At 72.5% G+C, this 16,556-nt stretch carries 15 protein-coding genes; 9 read left to right on the forward strand and 6 right to left on the reverse strand.

Features of this window, described 5'->3' with window-relative positions; translation table 11 throughout:
* The first annotated feature begins 27 nt into the window (after positions 1–27).
* The 4 genes from ACGFRB_RS09810 (at position 28) to ACGFRB_RS09825 (ending at position 3,377) form a co-directional block, all read left to right on the forward strand.
* Positions 28–315, forward strand: coding sequence for a lactococcin 972 family bacteriocin (locus tag ACGFRB_RS09810; RefSeq protein WP_393241248.1), 288 nt, complete (start codon positions 28–30; stop codon positions 313–315).
* 134 nt (positions 316–449) lie between these two features.
* Positions 450–2,540, forward strand: coding sequence for a bacteriocin-associated integral membrane family protein (locus ACGFRB_RS09815; protein ID WP_393241251.1), 2,091 nt, complete (start codon positions 450–452; stop codon positions 2,538–2,540).
* Positions 2,541–2,586: 46 nt separating this feature from the next.
* Positions 2,587–3,255, forward strand: a complete 669-nt coding sequence (locus ACGFRB_RS09820) for an ABC transporter ATP-binding protein (protein ID WP_363001029.1) — start codon at positions 2,587–2,589, stop codon at positions 3,253–3,255.
* Complete coding sequence (locus ACGFRB_RS09825) at positions 3,252–3,377, forward strand: hypothetical protein (RefSeq protein ID WP_363001027.1); 126 nt, start codon at positions 3,252–3,254, stop codon at positions 3,375–3,377. Before ACGFRB_RS09820 ends, ACGFRB_RS09825 begins: the two co-directional genes overlap by 4 nt.
* Positions 3,378–3,467: 90 nt before the next feature.
* Here the strand turns inward: ACGFRB_RS09825 and ACGFRB_RS09830 are convergent, their stop codons facing one another.
* Positions 3,468–4,217, reverse strand: coding sequence for a hypothetical protein (locus ACGFRB_RS09830; RefSeq protein WP_393241256.1), 750 nt, complete (start codon positions 4,215–4,217; stop codon positions 3,468–3,470).
* Between the two features lie 236 nt (positions 4,218–4,453).
* Between ACGFRB_RS09830 and ACGFRB_RS09835 the strand changes: the two genes are divergently transcribed.
* Positions 4,454–6,736 carry an MMPL family transporter gene (locus ACGFRB_RS09835; protein ID WP_393241259.1) on the forward strand — a complete coding sequence of 761 codons (2,283 nt, stop codon included), beginning with the start codon at positions 4,454–4,456 and terminating at the stop codon, positions 6,734–6,736.
* Between the two features lie 89 nt (positions 6,737–6,825).
* A complete protein-coding gene (locus ACGFRB_RS09840; RefSeq protein ID WP_393241262.1) occupies positions 6,826–7,440 on the forward strand; it encodes a GNAT family N-acetyltransferase in 615 nt (204 codons plus the stop codon).
* Positions 7,441–7,535: 95 nt separating this feature from the next.
* Here the strand turns inward: ACGFRB_RS09840 and ACGFRB_RS09845 are convergent, their stop codons facing one another.
* Together ACGFRB_RS09845 and ACGFRB_RS09850 are read right to left on the reverse strand one after the other, a co-directional pair.
* A complete protein-coding gene (locus tag ACGFRB_RS09845) occupies positions 7,536–7,946 on the reverse strand; it encodes a peptidoglycan-binding protein (protein WP_393241265.1) in 411 nt (136 codons plus the stop codon).
* 139 nt (positions 7,947–8,085) lie between these two features.
* Entirely contained in the window at positions 8,086–9,126 is a 1,041-nt protein-coding gene (locus ACGFRB_RS09850) for an AraC family transcriptional regulator (protein WP_393241268.1), read from the reverse strand.
* Between the two features lie 393 nt (positions 9,127–9,519).
* On the opposite strand from ACGFRB_RS09850, the gene ACGFRB_RS09855 reads away from it, so the two are divergent.
* Positions 9,520–9,711: a hypothetical protein gene (locus ACGFRB_RS09855; RefSeq protein WP_363001015.1), complete on the forward strand. Its 192-nt coding sequence runs from the start codon at positions 9,520–9,522 to the stop codon at positions 9,709–9,711.
* An 89-nt stretch (positions 9,712–9,800) separates the two neighbouring features.
* Complete coding sequence (locus tag ACGFRB_RS09860; protein WP_393241271.1) at positions 9,801–12,842, forward strand: AAA family ATPase; 3,042 nt, start codon at positions 9,801–9,803, stop codon at positions 12,840–12,842.
* Here ACGFRB_RS09860 and ACGFRB_RS09865 read toward each other — a convergent pair.
* The 3 genes from ACGFRB_RS09865 to ACGFRB_RS09875 all read right to left on the reverse strand — a co-directional run bounded on the left by ACGFRB_RS09865 (position 12,726) and on the right by ACGFRB_RS09875 (position 15,395).
* Positions 12,726–13,127: a DUF6191 domain-containing protein gene (locus ACGFRB_RS09865; protein ID WP_393241274.1), complete on the reverse strand. Its 402-nt coding sequence runs from the start codon at positions 13,125–13,127 to the stop codon at positions 12,726–12,728. The genes ACGFRB_RS09860 and ACGFRB_RS09865 overlap by 117 nt on opposite strands.
* A 21-nt stretch (positions 13,128–13,148) precedes the next feature.
* Positions 13,149–14,273 (reverse strand): PQQ-dependent sugar dehydrogenase, encoded by a 1,125-nt coding sequence (locus ACGFRB_RS09870; RefSeq protein WP_393241277.1) that lies wholly within the window; start codon positions 14,271–14,273, stop codon positions 13,149–13,151.
* Positions 14,274–14,393: 120 nt separating this feature from the next.
* Positions 14,394–15,395, reverse strand: a complete 1,002-nt coding sequence (locus ACGFRB_RS09875; RefSeq protein ID WP_363001009.1) for an aldo/keto reductase — start codon at positions 15,393–15,395, stop codon at positions 14,394–14,396.
* Between the two features lie 75 nt (positions 15,396–15,470).
* On the opposite strand from ACGFRB_RS09875, the gene ACGFRB_RS09880 reads away from it, so the two are divergent.
* Positions 15,471–16,433, forward strand: a complete 963-nt coding sequence (locus ACGFRB_RS09880; protein ID WP_393241280.1) for a 2-hydroxyacid dehydrogenase — start codon at positions 15,471–15,473, stop codon at positions 16,431–16,433.
* Positions 16,434–16,556: the final 123 nt, after the last annotated feature.

Below are 16,556 nucleotides of genomic sequence, written 5' to 3' on the forward strand. Positions count from 1 at the left end.
CTGATCGAGACCCTTGGGGGATTCGTCATGATCAAGCGCAGCCTGAAGATCGCCGCCGTCACCGGCGCGCTCATCGTCGCCGGCGCCGCTCCGGCGCTCGCCACCATCACCTACCCGGCCGAGGGTGGCGAGTGGGACCACGGCGCGGGCACCGCCATGGTGTGGTCCGACTACCTGCACCCCTCGAAGTGCCACGGCTCCACCTCGGTCGGTACCTACACTGACACCGACACGGCTTCGGCGGGCTCCTGGAGCATGACCGGTGCTCCCGTCATGCTCTCCGGCAACAAGGCCTACTACAAGACCACTTGCTGATCCTCGGCGGGGCCTCGTGCCCGGCCTCGCCGATGTGAGCCGTTCTCGCCCCAGGAGGCCCCAGGGCCTCCTGGGGTGAGTCGTCCCCCGGCTGTTCCGCCCCATGGAGTCCTGCTCCCCGACCTGGGTTGTCGATGCTGCACCGAAGTATCAAGTTCGTCCACGCCGCCGTGCTGGCGTTCTCCGCCGTCCTGTCCTTCCTCTTTCTCCGGGACCTGGACGCGCGCTGGGTCATGGGAAACTCGGCCATCGTCTGGGTGACGGACACCAAGGGGACGGTAAGCGGCACCCAAGTCGCCGCCCTCATGGGCGAGTACGCCGAACGTCATCAGGTGGCCATCGCCCGTGAGACGCCGGACCTCAAGGAGCCGTACAGCCGCAGGCACCTCTATCTGGCGACCGGCGGCCCTCACTCCGACTGGCTGACCGGCGGCTATCCTGCCTTCGACCAGGGCTACCGCACCGACGTGCACCCCGTATCCGATCTCGGCAACCGCGACCCGCGTGGCTATTACTACATCTTCGGCCCCGACCGCGCCGCGGTCGAGATCGCCGACATCTTCACCGGCATGGGTCTCGAAGCGGGGATCTACCACCCGTACTCCGTCGACCAGTTGACCCCCGTCTACGCCGACAGCGCACTTTTGCGCTCCCTCTTCGTCGTCGCGCTCGCCGTCGTGACCATGACCGGCGCCGGCATCATGCTCAACGCCAAGGCGTACGGGGTGCAGCGCCTCCAGGGCCGCTCCTTCGGGCGGATCATCGGCGACGACCTTCGGCAGCTGACCGTGTTCTGGTCGGTCGCCCTGCTCGCCACGGCGGCGCTGTCGGCCGCCGTGCTCGGCGTGTACAACGGACTCGCCTGGTTCAGCCTCTTCGGTACCGTCGCGCTCGGCTTCGCCGTCGTCCTCGGTCTGGTGTCCCTCGCCGTCCACACGATCACCCTGCAACTCACCTTCCGTACCGGGGTGCTGCGCGCCCTGAAGGGCGAACTTCCCGCTCGTACCGCCTCGATCAGCACGTACCTCGTCCGCGTCCCCGCGCTGCTCCTCGCCGTGGCCATCACCGGCGACGTCGTCTCCGCCGGACAGAACATCGCCGACCGAGAGCAGAGCGCCGCCGCCTACCAGCGGATCGGCGAGGCGACTTCGATCACCCTCAGTGGCAGCGTGGCCAGCGAGAACGGCCTGAAGGAGCTCACCGAGAACGTGGGCGCCTGGCTGCACGCGGCGGACCGGGACGGGCAGGTCGTTTTCGTCGGGCACCGGCACTTCCGCAACGAGCGGGACCGGACCGGGCTCCCCGACCGTGACCTGCTCGTCGTCAACGAGTCCTATCTCGCCGCCCAGCCCATACGGGACGCCGACGGCCGCCGCCTCCCCGCGACGACCGGCGACGACCCCCGGATCCGGCTGCTGGTCCCGGCCGGCCTGGAGCGGTACACGGACAAGCTCACCGGACTCGTCCCCGGCAACCTCAACCCGGGCCACCCCGAGCAGGTCCCCGCCGGCAAGGTGACCCCCGTCCGCATCGAGGACGGTCAACGCCACTTCACGTACAACCCCCGGGCCCGGCTGCTCGGCCGGACCAACCCCGGCGCCGACGAGTCCTACGTACGCGATGCGGTGATCGTCGTCTTCCCCGACGGCGCGCCCTATGTGAGCGACCGCAGTTACATGTCGTACGCCTCCCAGCAAAGCCTGGTCTTCAAGAACCCGGACGACGTCACCACCGGCATCACCGCGCACCACCTGGAGGCGTACGTCACCGGTGTCAGCCCGGTCGGCGCGCACGCGGCCGTTCAACTCCGCGACCTCGTCGGGGAGTTCCGGCTCCAGCTCTTCAACCTCGCGGTGGCCGTCCTTGTGCTGCTCATCACCGGGGTCGGGGCCTGCATCGTCCACTCGCGCAAGAACGCCCAGGCCATCTTCGCCCGGCACATCAGTGGCTGGCGGTTCGCCGCCGTCCACCGCCCGCTGCTGATCCTCGAAGGCGTGCTGGCCGCGTTCCTTCTCGTGTGGGTGCCCGTCCAGGTGTGGCGGCAGAACCAGGCGGCCGAGGAGGTCGCGGCCAGCGGCAAGGCGCCGCTCGCCCCGCACATCGAGCTATCGGCCCTCGATCTGACCGCCAACGCCGGACTCGTCGTCGCCGAGGTCGCCGCCGTCCTCCTGGCCCTGGCCCTCTTCCACCGCCGGATCGTCAAGGAAGGGGCATCGGAAGCGTGACCCCGACCCCTGCCCCACGCCTCTGCCGTACCACCGGAGTCACCCCGTGATCGAGATCCAGAACCTGAGCAAGTCCTACGGCCCGCGCACCCTCTGGTCCGGCCTCGACTTCACCATCCGGCGCGGGGAACTGCTCGCGCTCGTCGGCGCCAGCGGTTCCGGCAAGTCGACCCTGCTCAACTGCCTCGGCCTGCTGGACAGCCCCACCTCGGGCGCCATCCTCAGCGGGGGACGTGACATCACCCGCTTCGGCCCGCGCGCCACCCGTCTCTACCGCCGCGACACCCTGGGCTACCTCTTCCAGAACTACGCCCTCATCGAGAACGCGACCGTCGCCGCCAACCTCGAAGTCGCCATGAAGCCCCAGCGCAAACGGGCCGGGGCCCCGACCGTCGCCGAGGCCCTCGAACGCGTCGGGCTTGCCGGCCGGGAGAAGGAACAGGTGCACCGGCTCAGCGGCGGCGAGCAGCAGCGTGTCGCCCTGGCCCGGCTCATCGTCAAGCAGCCCGCCCTCGTCCTCGCCGACGAGCCCACCGGCGCGCTCGACCTGACCAACACCACCCTCGTCGTGGACATCCTCCGCAGCATGAGCGAGGACGGCTGCGCCGTCGTCATCGCCACCCACGACGACGCGGTCCGCGACCGCTGCGACAGCGTCCTGGTCGTCGGAAGCGCGACCGAGCCCGTGCCCGTGAAGGAAGTGCAGAGCGCATGAAGATCCGTCTCACCTGGGCCGTCCCGGCCGGAATCGTCCTCGTCGTGGCGATCGCCGTCCTCGCCGTCTACGGGACGCATGCCTTCACCCTGCTCGGCCGCATCGGGAACACCATTTTCTAGGCCGCACCCGCCGGGAAGACCGAAACGACACCGGGCCCGTCCGCGCCACTGACGGCGCGGACGGGCCCGATCGGGTTCCGGAGGCGCGGCTCAGCAGGGCCGGGAGCCGGGGCCGTCGAAGCGGGCCCAGATCGGGGTCCAGTCTCGGGCGTACAGGACGATGTTGGCGTCCTTCTGGACCCGCAGCCAGGCGCCCAGGCCGCCACAGCCGTGCGTGCCCGTGTTCCATAGCGGGTTGCCCCACCCGTCGTAGAGGACGACGTTGCCGTCCCACTGCATCCACAGCGACGTCTTCCAGTTGCCCTGGGTCCCGGTCTGCCACAGGGCCTTGTAGGACGACTCGTTGTGGTCGTAGAAGACGAGGTTGCCGTCAGCCTGGACCCACAGCTCGTACCAGCGGTTGAACATGACGTTGACGGCGATGTACGTGTCCGAGGTGAGGCACTCGCCGGGGTTCAGATAATCGTGGTAGCCCCACCCCTGCGGGGGTGTGGAGCAGCCGGGCCCGGGGAAGTCCTGGGTCGTCGCCCCGCCCTGGGGCGTCGCCTTGCCCGGGGCCCCCACCCGCCCCGCGAGAAGGCCCCGCTCCTGGGCCTCCCGCAAGGTCGGCAGGCCGTCGAGCGGCGCGGACGGCAGGACGGGGACCGTGCGGTCCCCCTTCTTCGGGCGGGCGGACGCGTCGGGCCCCGGGTGGGGCGTGGCGCTCGTCGTGTGCGTGGTGGTGGCGGTGGTCGCTGGGGCCGTGGCCGGACCCGTCTGGGCGACGGCGCCGGTCGCCAGCGGGCCGCAGACGAGGGCGGCGGCGAGGGCGGTGCCTGCCAGGGTTCGTCTCAGGTTCATGCCGCCATGTCAGCGCGCGCCGTTCACCGGTCCGTCAACAGGCGATGAATGTGCCGGGAGAGCGCTTGATCGGTACTTCCTCCGCCCGGTTGCTCTCCCGGTGCCTCTCCCGGTCGCTCTCCCGGCCGCCCGACCCCCTCGCGCATATGCCCTGTGAGGAACGCCACGAAAAGGGCAAAGGATCATTATTGGCTGCAAGAGTGGCCGCACCGCCCATCCACCCTGGGAGCACGCCCGTGGCAGCCATCGCACGATGGTGCGTCAAGCACCGCCTCGTCGTCGTTCTCCTGTGGCTGTTCACCCTCGGCGGGACCGTCGCCGGCGCGGCCGTCGCGGGCAGCGCGTACTCCTCCGACTACGAGGCCCCCGGCACCGAGTCCAGCCGCGCCCGGGCCCTGCTCGACCAGGGCTTTCCCGGCGCAGGCGTCGACACCGGCACCATCGTCTGGCACACCGAACGCGGCAGCGTGCGCGATCCCGCCGTCGAGCGCCGGACGACCGCCATGCTCCACCAGGTGGAGGCGCTGCCCGGGATCGCCTCCGTCACCTCCCCGTACGGCTCCGTGCCCGGCCGGATCAGCGCCGACGGCCGGACCGCGTACGCCGAGGTCGCCTTCGCCGCCCAGGACGACGGGGTGCCGCCGGAGCGGGCCCAGGCCCTCGTCGACACCGCCCGGACCGCCGCCGGAGACGGTCTCCAGGTCGAGCTGGGCGGCTGGGCCGTCGGCCTCACCGAGGCACCCGGCGGACATCTCGCCGAGGCCGTCGGAGTGATCGTCGCGGCCGTCGTCCTCTTCCTCGCCTTCGGCTCGCTCGCCGCCTCCGCGCTGCCCATAGCGACCGCGCTCGTCTCCGTCGGCACCGCGTACGCCGCCATCGTGCTGCTCGGGCACCTGATGACGGTCGCCGACTTCGCCCCCATGCTCGGCATGCTCATCGGCCTCGGCGTCGGCATCGACTACGCGCTGTTCATCGTGACCCGGCACCGGGCCGGGCTCAAACGCGGCCTGCCGGTCGGCGAGGCGGCCAGGACCGCCGTCGCCACCACCGGCCGGGCCGTCGTCTTCGCCGGAGCCACCGTCTGCATCGCGCTGCTCGGCATGCTGATGCTGCGGCTCGGCTTCCTCAACGGCGTCGCCATCGCCGCGTCCCTGACCGTCGTCCTCACCGTCGCCGCGTCCGTCACCCTGCTGCCCGCGCTGCTCTCCCTCATCGGCATGCGCGCGCTGAGCCGCCGCGAACGCCGCCGACTCGCCGAGCACGGCCCCCAGCCCGAGCTGCCCACCGGCTTCGCGGCCCGCTGGTCCGCCTTCGTCGAACGCCGCCCGAAGCTGCTCGGCGCGTTCGCCGCCGCCGTCGTCCTGCTGCTCGCGCTGCCCACCTTCTCCCTCCACCTCGGCACCTCCGACCAGGGCAACAACCCGGCCGGCGCCACCACCCGCAAGGCGTACGACCTGATCGCCGACGGCTTCGGACCCGGCGTGAACGGACCGCTCACCCTGGTCGCCGGACTCGACGGCGCCGACGACCGCCTCGCGCTCGACACGCTGCCCGCCCGCCTCGCGCACACCGAGGGCGTCGCCTCGGTCTCCCCGATCACCTACAGCCCCGCCGGGGACACCGCCGTCCTCACCGTCGTCCCCGACTCCTCGCCCCAGTCCAAAGCCACCAGCGACCTCGTCCACCGGATCCGCGGCGAGGTCCTCCCGGCCGCCGCGCACGGCAGCTCGCTCCAGGTGTACGTAGGCGGGGTCACCGCCTCCTACGACGACTTCGCCGAGATCCTCGTCGGCAAGCTGCCCCTGTTCGTGGGAGTCGTGATCTCCCTCGGCTGCGTCCTGCTGCTGCTCGCCTTCCGCTCGATCGGTATCCCGCTCAAGGCCGCCGTGATGAACATCGCCGCCGTCGCCGGAGCCTTCGGCATCGTCGTCGCGGTCTTCCAGTGGGGCTGGGGGAGCGAACTGCTCGGCCTCGGCAGCGCCGGGCCCATCGAACCCTTCCTGCCCGTGATCATGGTCTCGGTGCTCTTCGGACTCTCCATGGACTACCAGGTCTTCCTGGTCAGCCGGATGTACGAGGAGTGGCTGGAGACCGGCGACAACCGGCGGGCCGTCCGGGTCGGGCTCGCCGAGACCAGCCGGGTGATCAACTCGGCGGCGGTCATCATGATCTCCGTCTTCCTCGCCTTCGTCCTCTCCGGCGACCGGGTCATCGCGATGTTCGGGATCGGGCTGGCCGCCGCCGTCGCGCTCGACGCGTTCGTCCTGCGCACCCTGCTCGTGCCCGCGCTCATGCACCTGCTCGGCGGGGCCAACTGGTGGCTGCCGCGCCGGCTCGACCGGATCCTGCCCCGGATCAGCATCGAGCCGCCGGAGTGCCGGGTCGCCGCCGAGGTGCGTACGGGTGCGAGTGCGGGCGCGGGAGCCGGTGCGAGTGCGGGAGCCGGTGCCGGTGCCGGTCCCGAAACACGTGCCGAAATCCGTACCGAAGCACGCGAAGAGACCAGGTCAGGCGCCTGAGCGGCGGAAATCGGCCGCGCCTGCGGGGCCTGCCGTGCGAAGATCCCCGCGCGACAAGCGCCCCTGACACAGCCGGAGGAAAAACAAGGATGTTCGCGATATCGCTGGGTGACGACGGTGCCGAGCTGACCCCGCTCCAGCCTTGGCAGGCGGAGGAGTTCTTCGCCCACATCGACGGCTCCCGCGCGTTCATCGGTGCCCACATCGGGCTGCCCGACGCCGTCTGTGACCTCGCCGCCGCCCGGGCGTTCCTGCGGGCGTACGCGCAGAAGAGCGTCGACGACGCCGGATACCTCTACGGCATCCGTTTCGAGGGCCGGCTGGTCGGCGGTCTGATGTTCCGGACCTTCAACACCACCAACGAGACCGCCGAGGTCGGCTGCTGGGTGGAGGAGTCCGCCGCCGGGAAGGGCCTGGTCACCCGTGCCTGCCGGACCATCATCGACTGGGCCGTGGAACAGCGCGGCATGCACCGCATCGAGTGGGTCGCGCCGTCCGGGAACACCCCCAGCCTCGCCGTCGCCCGCCGTCTCGGCATGAGCCGCGAGGGAGTGCTGCGGGAGCAGTACCCGTACCGGGGCAAGCGCGCCGACATGGAGGTCTGGTCGGTCCTCGCCCACGAGTGGCGGGCGGCGAAGGCGGCCGCCGCGGCGGAGGCAGGGGCGGAAGCCGGGACGGCCGGGGCCGGGGCGACCGCGAGCTGAACGGCCGGCGAGGCCGGAGCCCCTTCTCCATGGGCTCCGGCCTCGCCGTTCCTGTCGTCTGTCACCGGACCGTCCCCCTCGGCCGGACGGTCGGATCAGAAGTTCGACGGGACGTAGTTGTAGCAGTAGTTGGTACCGCCGTAGTACTGGTCGCCCTCGATCAGCAGCCAGCCGCCGGTGCTCTTGCCGACGATGCCGTCCGCCGTGAGGTTGAAGGGCGCGGTGCCCTGGTACCACTTGACCCAGCTCTTGGTGTTGGGGCCCCACTGGCCGTCCTCGGTCAGCGGGCGGCCGTGGCCCAGGTCCTCGGCGACGTCGTTGAGGAGATGCTGCACGCACCACACCCCGTGCGTGTTGTTGGCGTAGCCGTCGCCGATGTAACCGGCACTCGGGGACGCCTGTGCCTGCGTCATGGTGCCGACCGTGAGGAGCGCGACCGCGGCCGTGAGGCCGGCCGCCTTCGCCGCGGTGGCCCGGAGCAGACTCTTGCGCGTCTTCGTTGCCATGGAGACCGTGTCCCTTCCATCTGTCTGTCTGGTCGTCCGACTGTCTGGTTGTCGGATTCGATTGCCGGGCGCCGCGGCGTGATCGCCGCCGTCCGACGGGAACCAGACTGTCCCGGGCCGTGATCTCCGGACTATCCGCTCAGGGACCGGAGCCCGGTCCGTTTGTGGATAGCCGGGGCCGCCCACGCGAGGTATCCGAGGGCAGCCGGCCGTACGCCCGCCGGTACTCGGCGCTGAACCGGCCGAGGTGGGTGAAGCCCCAGCGGCAGGCGACCTCGGTGACCGAACCGGTGGCCCGGCCCTCCGCGATGGCCGTCAGCTCGTGGTGGACCCGGTCGAGCCGGACCCGGCGCAGATACGCGAGCGGTGTGGTGTCCAGGTGGGTCCGGAACCCTTCCCGCAGGGTCCGTACGCCGACCCGGGCCGCCCGCGCGATGTCGGAGACCGAGACGGCCTCGTCCGCGTGCTCCGCGCAGTAGGTCATCGCCCGCCGCAAGGCGCTCGGCAGCATCGCCGTCGCGCCGCCGCCCGCCGAGACGCCGGCCGCCGCGCCGCTCCAGGAGTGCGGCTGGACGTCCAGCAGGGTGTCGGCCAGGAGGCGTTCGAAGTGCCGTACGCCCAGGTCGGAGTGGTGCGCCAGCGGGGAGGCGAGGAACAGCCGGAAGGCGTGCACGAGCGCCAGCCAGGACCGTACGGCCGGGTCCGCCGGGTCGAGCTGGTGCCGGTGGAAGCGCAGCGGCCTGGTCGGTACGTCCCCCAGGCGTACCGTGAGCACGTCGTCCACGAGCCGCCGGGACAGCGCCAGCGCCCCATTGACGGCCCGGGGGTCCCACTCCATCGACACCACGTCCCCCGGCCCGGCGACGGACAGCGGGGACGCCAGCGCCGTGCCGTTGACGGTCACCGTCCCGCCGCCGGCCTGCGGCAGGATGACGTTGTAGAAGTCGGGCAGTTCCCTCACCAGCAGCCGCACCGGGGTGCCGTAGGCGAGGTCGTACAGTCCCACCGGGCCCTCGTGGAAGGCCCGGAACCGGCCGGGCAGCCGCTGCTCGCCCAGGACCGTCAGCCGGTGCGGCGACAGCCGCCCGCCCACGATCCGGCACAGCTCCTCGATGTCCCCGCCCTCGTAGATCGGGACCGGACCCCCCGTACCGGCCCCGTGCGCCGGTGCGGTGCTCACCAGGCTCGCCAATTCCTGTCCCCCCTGTAGCCCATGGGATGCCGTGCGCGCCGCCCGCGCGGCGCCGCCCCACTGTGGAGCCCGGGGGGTGGCGGGACAAAGGAGATCGGGACGGTAAGTGATCGGCGTGTCGCAAACCATGACGAACCGTCAGGTCGGAACCGGTGGCCCGGTGTCGCGGTCGGTACGGCGTCCGGACGGGCTCCGTAAGGCCCCCCGCGCACGCTTCAGGGCTTCGTAAGGCCCTCTGCGCATGCCCTAAGGACCTGCCTACGCCGAACATGCGGCACCCTCCCGATGCGACCGCACCCCCTCGGCGAGCAGAGTGGAGACATCAACGAGGGGCGACGCCGGAAGCGGCGAACAGCCCCCGGAAAACCAGAGGAGATGGCCATGTTCACGTACGAACTCCACCGCGCCCAGCACGCCGAGCTGGTCCGCCAGGCCGACACCCGCCGCCTCGCCCGGGAAGCCGCCCGGGCCGGCCAGGCCACCCGGACCGCCCGCACCGGCCGCCGCAGCGGACGCCAGGAAACGGAGGGGCGGGTGAGTACCCTCGCCGACCGCTTCACGCGCGCCGCGTGAGCCCGGACGGCTGCGTGAGCCGGGCCGGGCACGTGAGCCCGAGCGGCCGCGGGAGCGGTGGCCCGAGCACGGGGGCGGTCGCCTGTGCGATGCTCGGCGCTGTGGAGACCAGGTCAGTCAGCCCCGTGTTCGTCGGCCGGGCGGGCGAACTCGCCGCCCTCGCCGAGGCGCTGCCCCGTGCCGGCGCGGGAGAACCGCAGGCGCTGCTCGTCGGCGGCGAGGCGGGCGTCGGAAAGACCCGCCTCATCGAGGAGTTCACCCGCCTCGCCACGGACCGGGGCGCCGTCGTCGCCGTCGGCGGCTGTGTGGAGATCGGCGCGGACGGACTGCCGTTCGCGCCCTTCTCCGCCGCGTTGCGCGCCCTGCGCCGCGCGCTGCCCGAGGAGTTCGACACCGCGGCCCGCGGCCAGGAGGGCGAACTCGCCCGGCTGCTCCCCGAGATCGGCGACCCGACCGGACACGACCCCGCCGCCGAGGACGCCACCGCCCGCCTCTTCGAGCTGACCGCACGGCTCCTCGAACGCGTCGCCCAGAACCACACCGTCGTCCTCGTCCTGGAGGACCTGCACTGGGCCGACGCCTCCACCCGCCATCTGCTCGCCTACCTCTTCCGCACCCTCGCCCGGGGCCGGGTCGCCGTCGTCGCCACCTACCGCTCCGACGACATCCACCGCCGCCACCCGCTGCGGCCCCTGCTCGCCGAACTCGACCGGCTGCGCTCCGTCCGCCGCGTCGAACTCGCCCGCTTCACCCGCGCCGAGGTCCACCGCCAGCTCACCGGCATCCTCGCCGCCGAACCCGACCCCGCCCTCCTCGACGCGATCTTCCGCCGCTCCGACGGCAACGCCTTCTTCGTCGAGGAACTCGTCGCCTCCGAAGCCTGCGGCCGCACCGTCGGCTCCCTCAGCGACTCGCTGCGCGACCTGCTCCTCATCCGGGTCGAGACCCTCCCCGAGACCGCCCAGCAGGTCGTCCGCACCGTCGCCGAAGGCGGCTCCACCGTCGAGTTCGGCCTGCTCGCCGTCGTCACCCGGCTGACCGAGGACGCCCTGATCGAGGCGCTGCGCGCCGCCGTCGGCGCCAACATCCTCGTCCCCGCCCCCGACAGCGACGGCTACCGCTTCCGGCACTCCCTCGTCCGCGAGGCCGTCGGCGACGACCTGCTGCCCGGCGAACGTTCCCGGCTGCACCGGCGCTACGCCGAAGCCCTGGAAGCCGACCCCGGTCTGGTCCGCGCCGACGAACGCGCCAGCCGGCTCGCCACGTACTGGTACCACGCCCAGGACGCCGCCCGCGCCCTGCCCGCCGTCCTGCGCGCCTCCGTCGAGACCCGCAAGCGCCACGCGTACGCCGAACAACTCCGGCTCCTCGAACGGGCCATGGAACTCTGGGACACCGTCCCCGACGAGGTCCGCGGCGCGCTGCGCCCCATGGACTACGCCGAGTCCTACCCCGCCTGCGGCTGCGACCCCGAACACACCCCGCTCACCTATCTCGACCTGCTCGCCGAGGCCGCCGTCGCCGCCCGGCTCTCCGGCGCCCGCGAACGCGCCCTGAAGATCGGCCGGACCGCGCTGCGCCTCCTCGGCGGCGAGGAGGCGGACGATCCGCTGCGCGCCGCCTGGTTCCACGTCGAGCGGGCCCGCCTCGAATCCCAGCTCGGCCGAGGCGACGGCTGGGCCGACATCAGCCGCGCCGAGGAACTCGTCCGCGGCCTGCCGCCGTCCGCCGTACACGCCCTGGTGCTCGCCATCGCCGCCGGCTGGGGCATGCTCCGCCTGACCGGCTCGGAGTCCCTCGCCGCCGCCGAACGCGCCGTCGAATACGCCCGGTTGGTCAAGGCCGAGGGCACCGAACTCACCGCCCGGCTCACCCTCGGCACCATCATGGTCGCCGCCGGGGACACCGAGGCCGGACTCGCCGAGATGCACGCCGTACGCGAACGGACCGCCGCCCTCGGCCAGTTGCACGAGACCGCCCGCGCCTACATCAACATCTCCTCCAGCCTCGAAGGGCTCGGCCGCTCCCGGGAAGCCGTGCAGGTCGCCACCGACGGGATCGCCTTCGTCCGCGCCCACGGCCTGCTCGAATCCGCCGGCTGGATCCGCGCCAACCTCGTCGAGTCGCTCTTCGCGCTCGGCGAGTGGGACCGCGTCCAGGAGGAGTCCGAACTGCTGCTGCGCACCGCCGCCGCGTCCTCCAAGCCGGGCGGCACCGCCCTGCTCCAGCTCGCCCGGCTCGCCCTGCTGCGCGGCGACACGGCGGCGGCCGCCGCCCAGGTCACCGAGGCCCGCGCCCGGTACGGCACCGCCCACGACCCCATTCCCCAGTACATCCTGCCCACGACCCGGGCCGCCGTCGCCGTCGCGGCCGTCGAAGGCCGGATCGACGAGGTACGGGACGGACTCGCCGCCGCCGTCGAGAGCGGCTTCCCGCCCGGCACCCACCGCTACGGCTGGCCGCTGCTGCTCGCCGCCGCCGTCGCCGAGGCCGACCTCCGGGGCCTGCCGGCCGCCGACGAGGGCCGGGCCGGCGCCCTCGACCGGATCCGCCGCTGCCTGCTGAGCCTGGCCGCCCCGCACCCCGTCTGGCAGGCGTACTCCCTCTACGTCTCCGCCGAACTCGCCCGCGCCGAGGGCCGCGACACCGCCGCCCGCTGGACCGAGGTCGCCGCCGCCTTCGCCACCCTGGACCGGCCCCACGAGCTGGCCCGCGTCCGCTACCGGCTCGCCGACGCCCTGCTCGCCGAAGGCGGCCGGCGCGACGAGGCCGCCGCCCTGCTCCGCGACGCCCACACCACCGCCGTACGCCTCGGGGCGCAGCCGCTGCGCGAGGACACCGAACTCCTCGCCGCCCGGGCCCGGCTGGCCCCGCTCACCGGCGAGCCGGCCGCGCCCGCCGCGCCCGACTCCGGGCAGGACGACACCTTCGGGCTCACCCCGCGCGAACAGGACGTGCTGCGGCTGGTCGCCGAGGGCCGTACCAACCGGCAGATAGCCGAGACCCTGTACATCTCACCGAAGACGGCCAGCGTCCACGTCTCCAACATCCTCGCCAAGCTCGGCGTCTCCGGCCGGGGCGAGGCCGCCGCTCTGGCGCACCGGCTGCGGCTCCTGGAGAGCCCGGTCTGACCCTGGTGCCGGTCCTGGATCCGATTTCGGTACCGGTCCTGGATCCGATCCTGGTCCCGGCTCGGGCTCCGGTTCCGCATGCCCGGGCGGGGCGGCCGGGGCGGGACCGGCCGGGGCCGGGATCCGTATCGTCACCTTGCCCGAGGCGAGATCTATCGGGCCCCGGTACGGATCGGCGTCACCCAGATCCTCCCGGGTGAGTGCCAGACGCTGCCGCTCGTCGTCCGTGTGCTTGCGACCGGGAGCGAAGAACTCCTCCGCGACGTTGAACACGCTTCCTCCCACCGCGCCGGTTACCAGGAGTGCCTACCGGGTGAACTCCAGCCGCAGGATCCGGTCGTCCCCGGGGCGTGGTGTGCCGCGGGTGTCGGTCTGGCTGGTGGTCAGCCACAGGCCGCGGCCGTCCGCGGTCACCAGGACCGTGCGCAGCCGCCCGTACTGTCGAGAGAAGAACGCCCGGGGCTGCCCGGAGAGTTCCGTTCCCGTGAGGGGGATCCGCCACAGCCGCCGGCCGCGCAGCGCCGCCATCCAGATCGCGCCCCGGGCGTACGCGATCCCGCTCGGCGACGCCTGTGCCGGATGCCACTGGGCGACCGGGTCGACGAGTCCGGCGCGCCCCGCCTTGCCCTCCACCAGCGGCCAGCCGTAGTTCCGGCCGGGGAGGATGAGGTTCAGCTCGTCCCAGGTGTCCTTGCCGAACTCCGACGCCCACAGGCGTCCCGCCTCGTCCCAGGCCAGGCCCTCCACATTGCGGTGGCCGTACGAGTAGACGACGGAGGCCGGGAAGGGGTTGCCGGGTGCCGGGCGGCCCTCCGGGGTCATCCGCAGGATCTTTCCGCCGAGCGAGTGCCGGGCCTGGGCGAGCCCGTCGTTCCCGGTCTCGCCCGTCCCCGCGTACAGCATCCCGTCCGGCCCGAACGCGATCCGTCCGCCGTTGTGGATGAACCCCTTCGGGATCCCGGTGAGCACCGGCTCCGGTGCCCCGAGCCGGTCGCCCACCGCGCCGCCGTACCTCATTCGGACGATCCGGTTGTCGGTGGCCGAGGTGAGGTACGCGTACAGCTGCCCGTCCCGGTACGCGAGGCCCAGCAGTCCGCCCTCACCGCCCGGAGTCACCCCGGGAACCTCACCGAGCGAAGTGTGATGTCCACCGGGGACCGAGACACGGGTGACGGTACGGGCGTCGCGCGAGGAGACGAGCAGATCGCCGTCCGGCAGCTCGACCAGGCCCCACGGGGACTTCAGATCCTTGGTGAGGGTGGCGGCCACCGCGACGGCGGGCGGCGGCGAGGCCGTGGTGGCGGGCGGGTGCGCCGTCGGGGTCGTGGCGGGGGAGCCGGCGGGCGCCGAGCATCCCGTCACCAGGAGGAGCGGCAGCGCGACGGCGGCGGTGAGCAGAACAGCGGAACCACGGTCGAGGCCACGGCGCATGATCCGGGTCCTTTCCGGGCGGGTGTCCGGCGGAGTTCTCTCCTTGATACACCGCTCGCGGGCACCCCGCCCGGACGCCGGGCCCGTGCTGCCCGTCCGGTCCGCCCGGCTGCCGGGCCGTCAGTCCCAGGACCCCTGGGGCACGGGCAGCGCCGCGATCTCCGCGAGATCCGCCGCGTCCAGGACGAGTTCCGCCGCGCGCGCGTTCTCCACGGCCCACGACTCGCGCTTGGTGCCCGGGATCGGGATCACGTGCCGCCCCTGGGCGAGCACCCAGGCGAGTGCCACCTGTGCCGGGGTGACCCCGGCGCCGTGCCGGGCCGCGACCCGGCGCAGGCCCGCCGGCACCGCCTGGTTCGCGGCCATCATCTCGGCCGTGAACCGGGGGTGCCGGGCGCGCGGGTCGTCCGCCTCGAAGCCGACGCCCGGCGTCAGGGTGCCGGTGAGGAACCCGCTGCCCAGCGGCATCGCGGCGAGGAACCCCACCCCGCGCGCCGCACACCAGGGCAGCAGCCGCTCCAGCGCCTCCGGCGACCACACCGACAGCTCGGCCTCGACCGCGCTGACCGGGAAGACCTGCTGGATCCGCTCCAGTTGCCGGATCGTTCCGGCATGGCCGCCGCCGGGGGTGCGCCGGCGAGTGGTCCGCGCGCCGACCGCGCACAGCCCGAGCGCGCGGACCTTGCCCTGCCGGACCAGATCGGCCATGGCGCCCCAGGTCTCCTCGATGGGCACCTCGGGGTCGGCCCGGTGCAGTTGGTAGAGGTCGATCACATCCGTCTGGAGCCGCCGCAGCGAGGCGTCGCAGGCCCGCCGGACATAACCGGGCCGGCCGTTGGCCACCACGTGCTGATCGCCCACGAGCAGCCCGCACTTCGTGGACACGAAGGCGTCCGCCCGGCGCTGTCGCAGCACCCGGCCCAGCAGCAGTTCATTGGTGAAGGGCCCGTACATGTCGGCCGTGTCGAGCAGGTTCACCCCGGCGTCCAGCGCCGCGTGCACCGTCCGCAGCGAGAGGTCGCCACGCCGCTGGGAGGCGCTGTACGCCCAGTTCATCGGCATGCATCCGAGGCCCACCGCACCCACACCGAGCGCCGTCGCCCCGATCGTCCTGCGCTCCACTTGCCGGTACCCCTCCCTGTGCCGTCCCCCAAAGTAACCAATGACGTGCGGGATTCTTCGCATAGCCTCCCGGTCATGACTGTGCATGAGACTCCCGTGGACGTATGGCTTCCGATTCCCGCCGACGAGATCGACGGACTCCCCGAACCGGGCGTGTCCGGCCTGAACTACCTTTTCTGGGACGGCGGACCGGATCTTCCCGGTGATCCGGCGAACTGCGCCTTTTATGTCGTGCCGTACATGAAGGGCGAGAAGATCGCGGTGCGCCCGCTGTCCGGGATGAGCCGGGTCCGCGTCGTGCAGACGTTGTCGGCGGGCATCGACCATGTGACCCCCGGAATCGGAATGCTGCCGTCCGGCGTCCGGCTCTGCAACGCGAAGGGTGTCCACGAGGCCAGCACGGCCGAACTGACGCTCGCCCTCATACTCGCCTCGCTGCGCGGCATCCCCGGCTTCGTTCGAGGCCAGGACGCGGAGGAGTGGCGGTCAGGCTTCTACCCCGCCCTCGCCGACAAAACAGTTCTGATTGTTGGGTACGGCTCCATCGGTGCCGCGATCGAGGACCGGCTCACGCCCTTCGAGTGTGCGCGGGTGGTGCGCGTCGCACGTTCCCCGCGCATGGGGGAGCACGGACCGGTGCACGCCCTGGACGACCTGCCGGAACTGCTCCCGCAGGCCGATGTCGTCGTGCTGTCCACGCCGCTCACCCCGCAGACCAGGCACCTTGCCGACGCGGCCTTCCTCGGCCGGATGAAGGACGGCGCGCTGCTCGTCAACGTGGCGCGTGGGCCGGTGGTGGACACCGAGGCGCTCCTGAAGGAGGTCGAGGCGGGCCGGATCACGGCCGCCCTGGACGTCACCGACCCGGAGCCGCTGCCCGCCGGACACCCGCTGTGGCACGCGCCGGGTGTCCTGGTCACCCCGCATGTGGGGGGCTCCACCTCCGCTTTCATGCCGCGCGCCAAGCGGCTGCTCGCGGCCCAGCTCACCCGCTTCGCGGCGGGCGAGGAGCCGGTGAACGTCGTCCTCACGACCTGAGTCGCCCGATTGGGGGTGTCTTGGCGACCGCGCGAGCTGGGCATGATCGGCACGGCACCCCCCGCAGGGCGCTGCGACGGCGTGCGCCCCCGCGTGCGCATCGCGCCACCCCCAGGCCGTCAC

The organism is Streptomyces sp. NPDC048718, assembly GCF_043198875.1.
GTDB lineage: Bacteria > Actinomycetota > Actinomycetes > Streptomycetales > Streptomycetaceae > Streptomyces.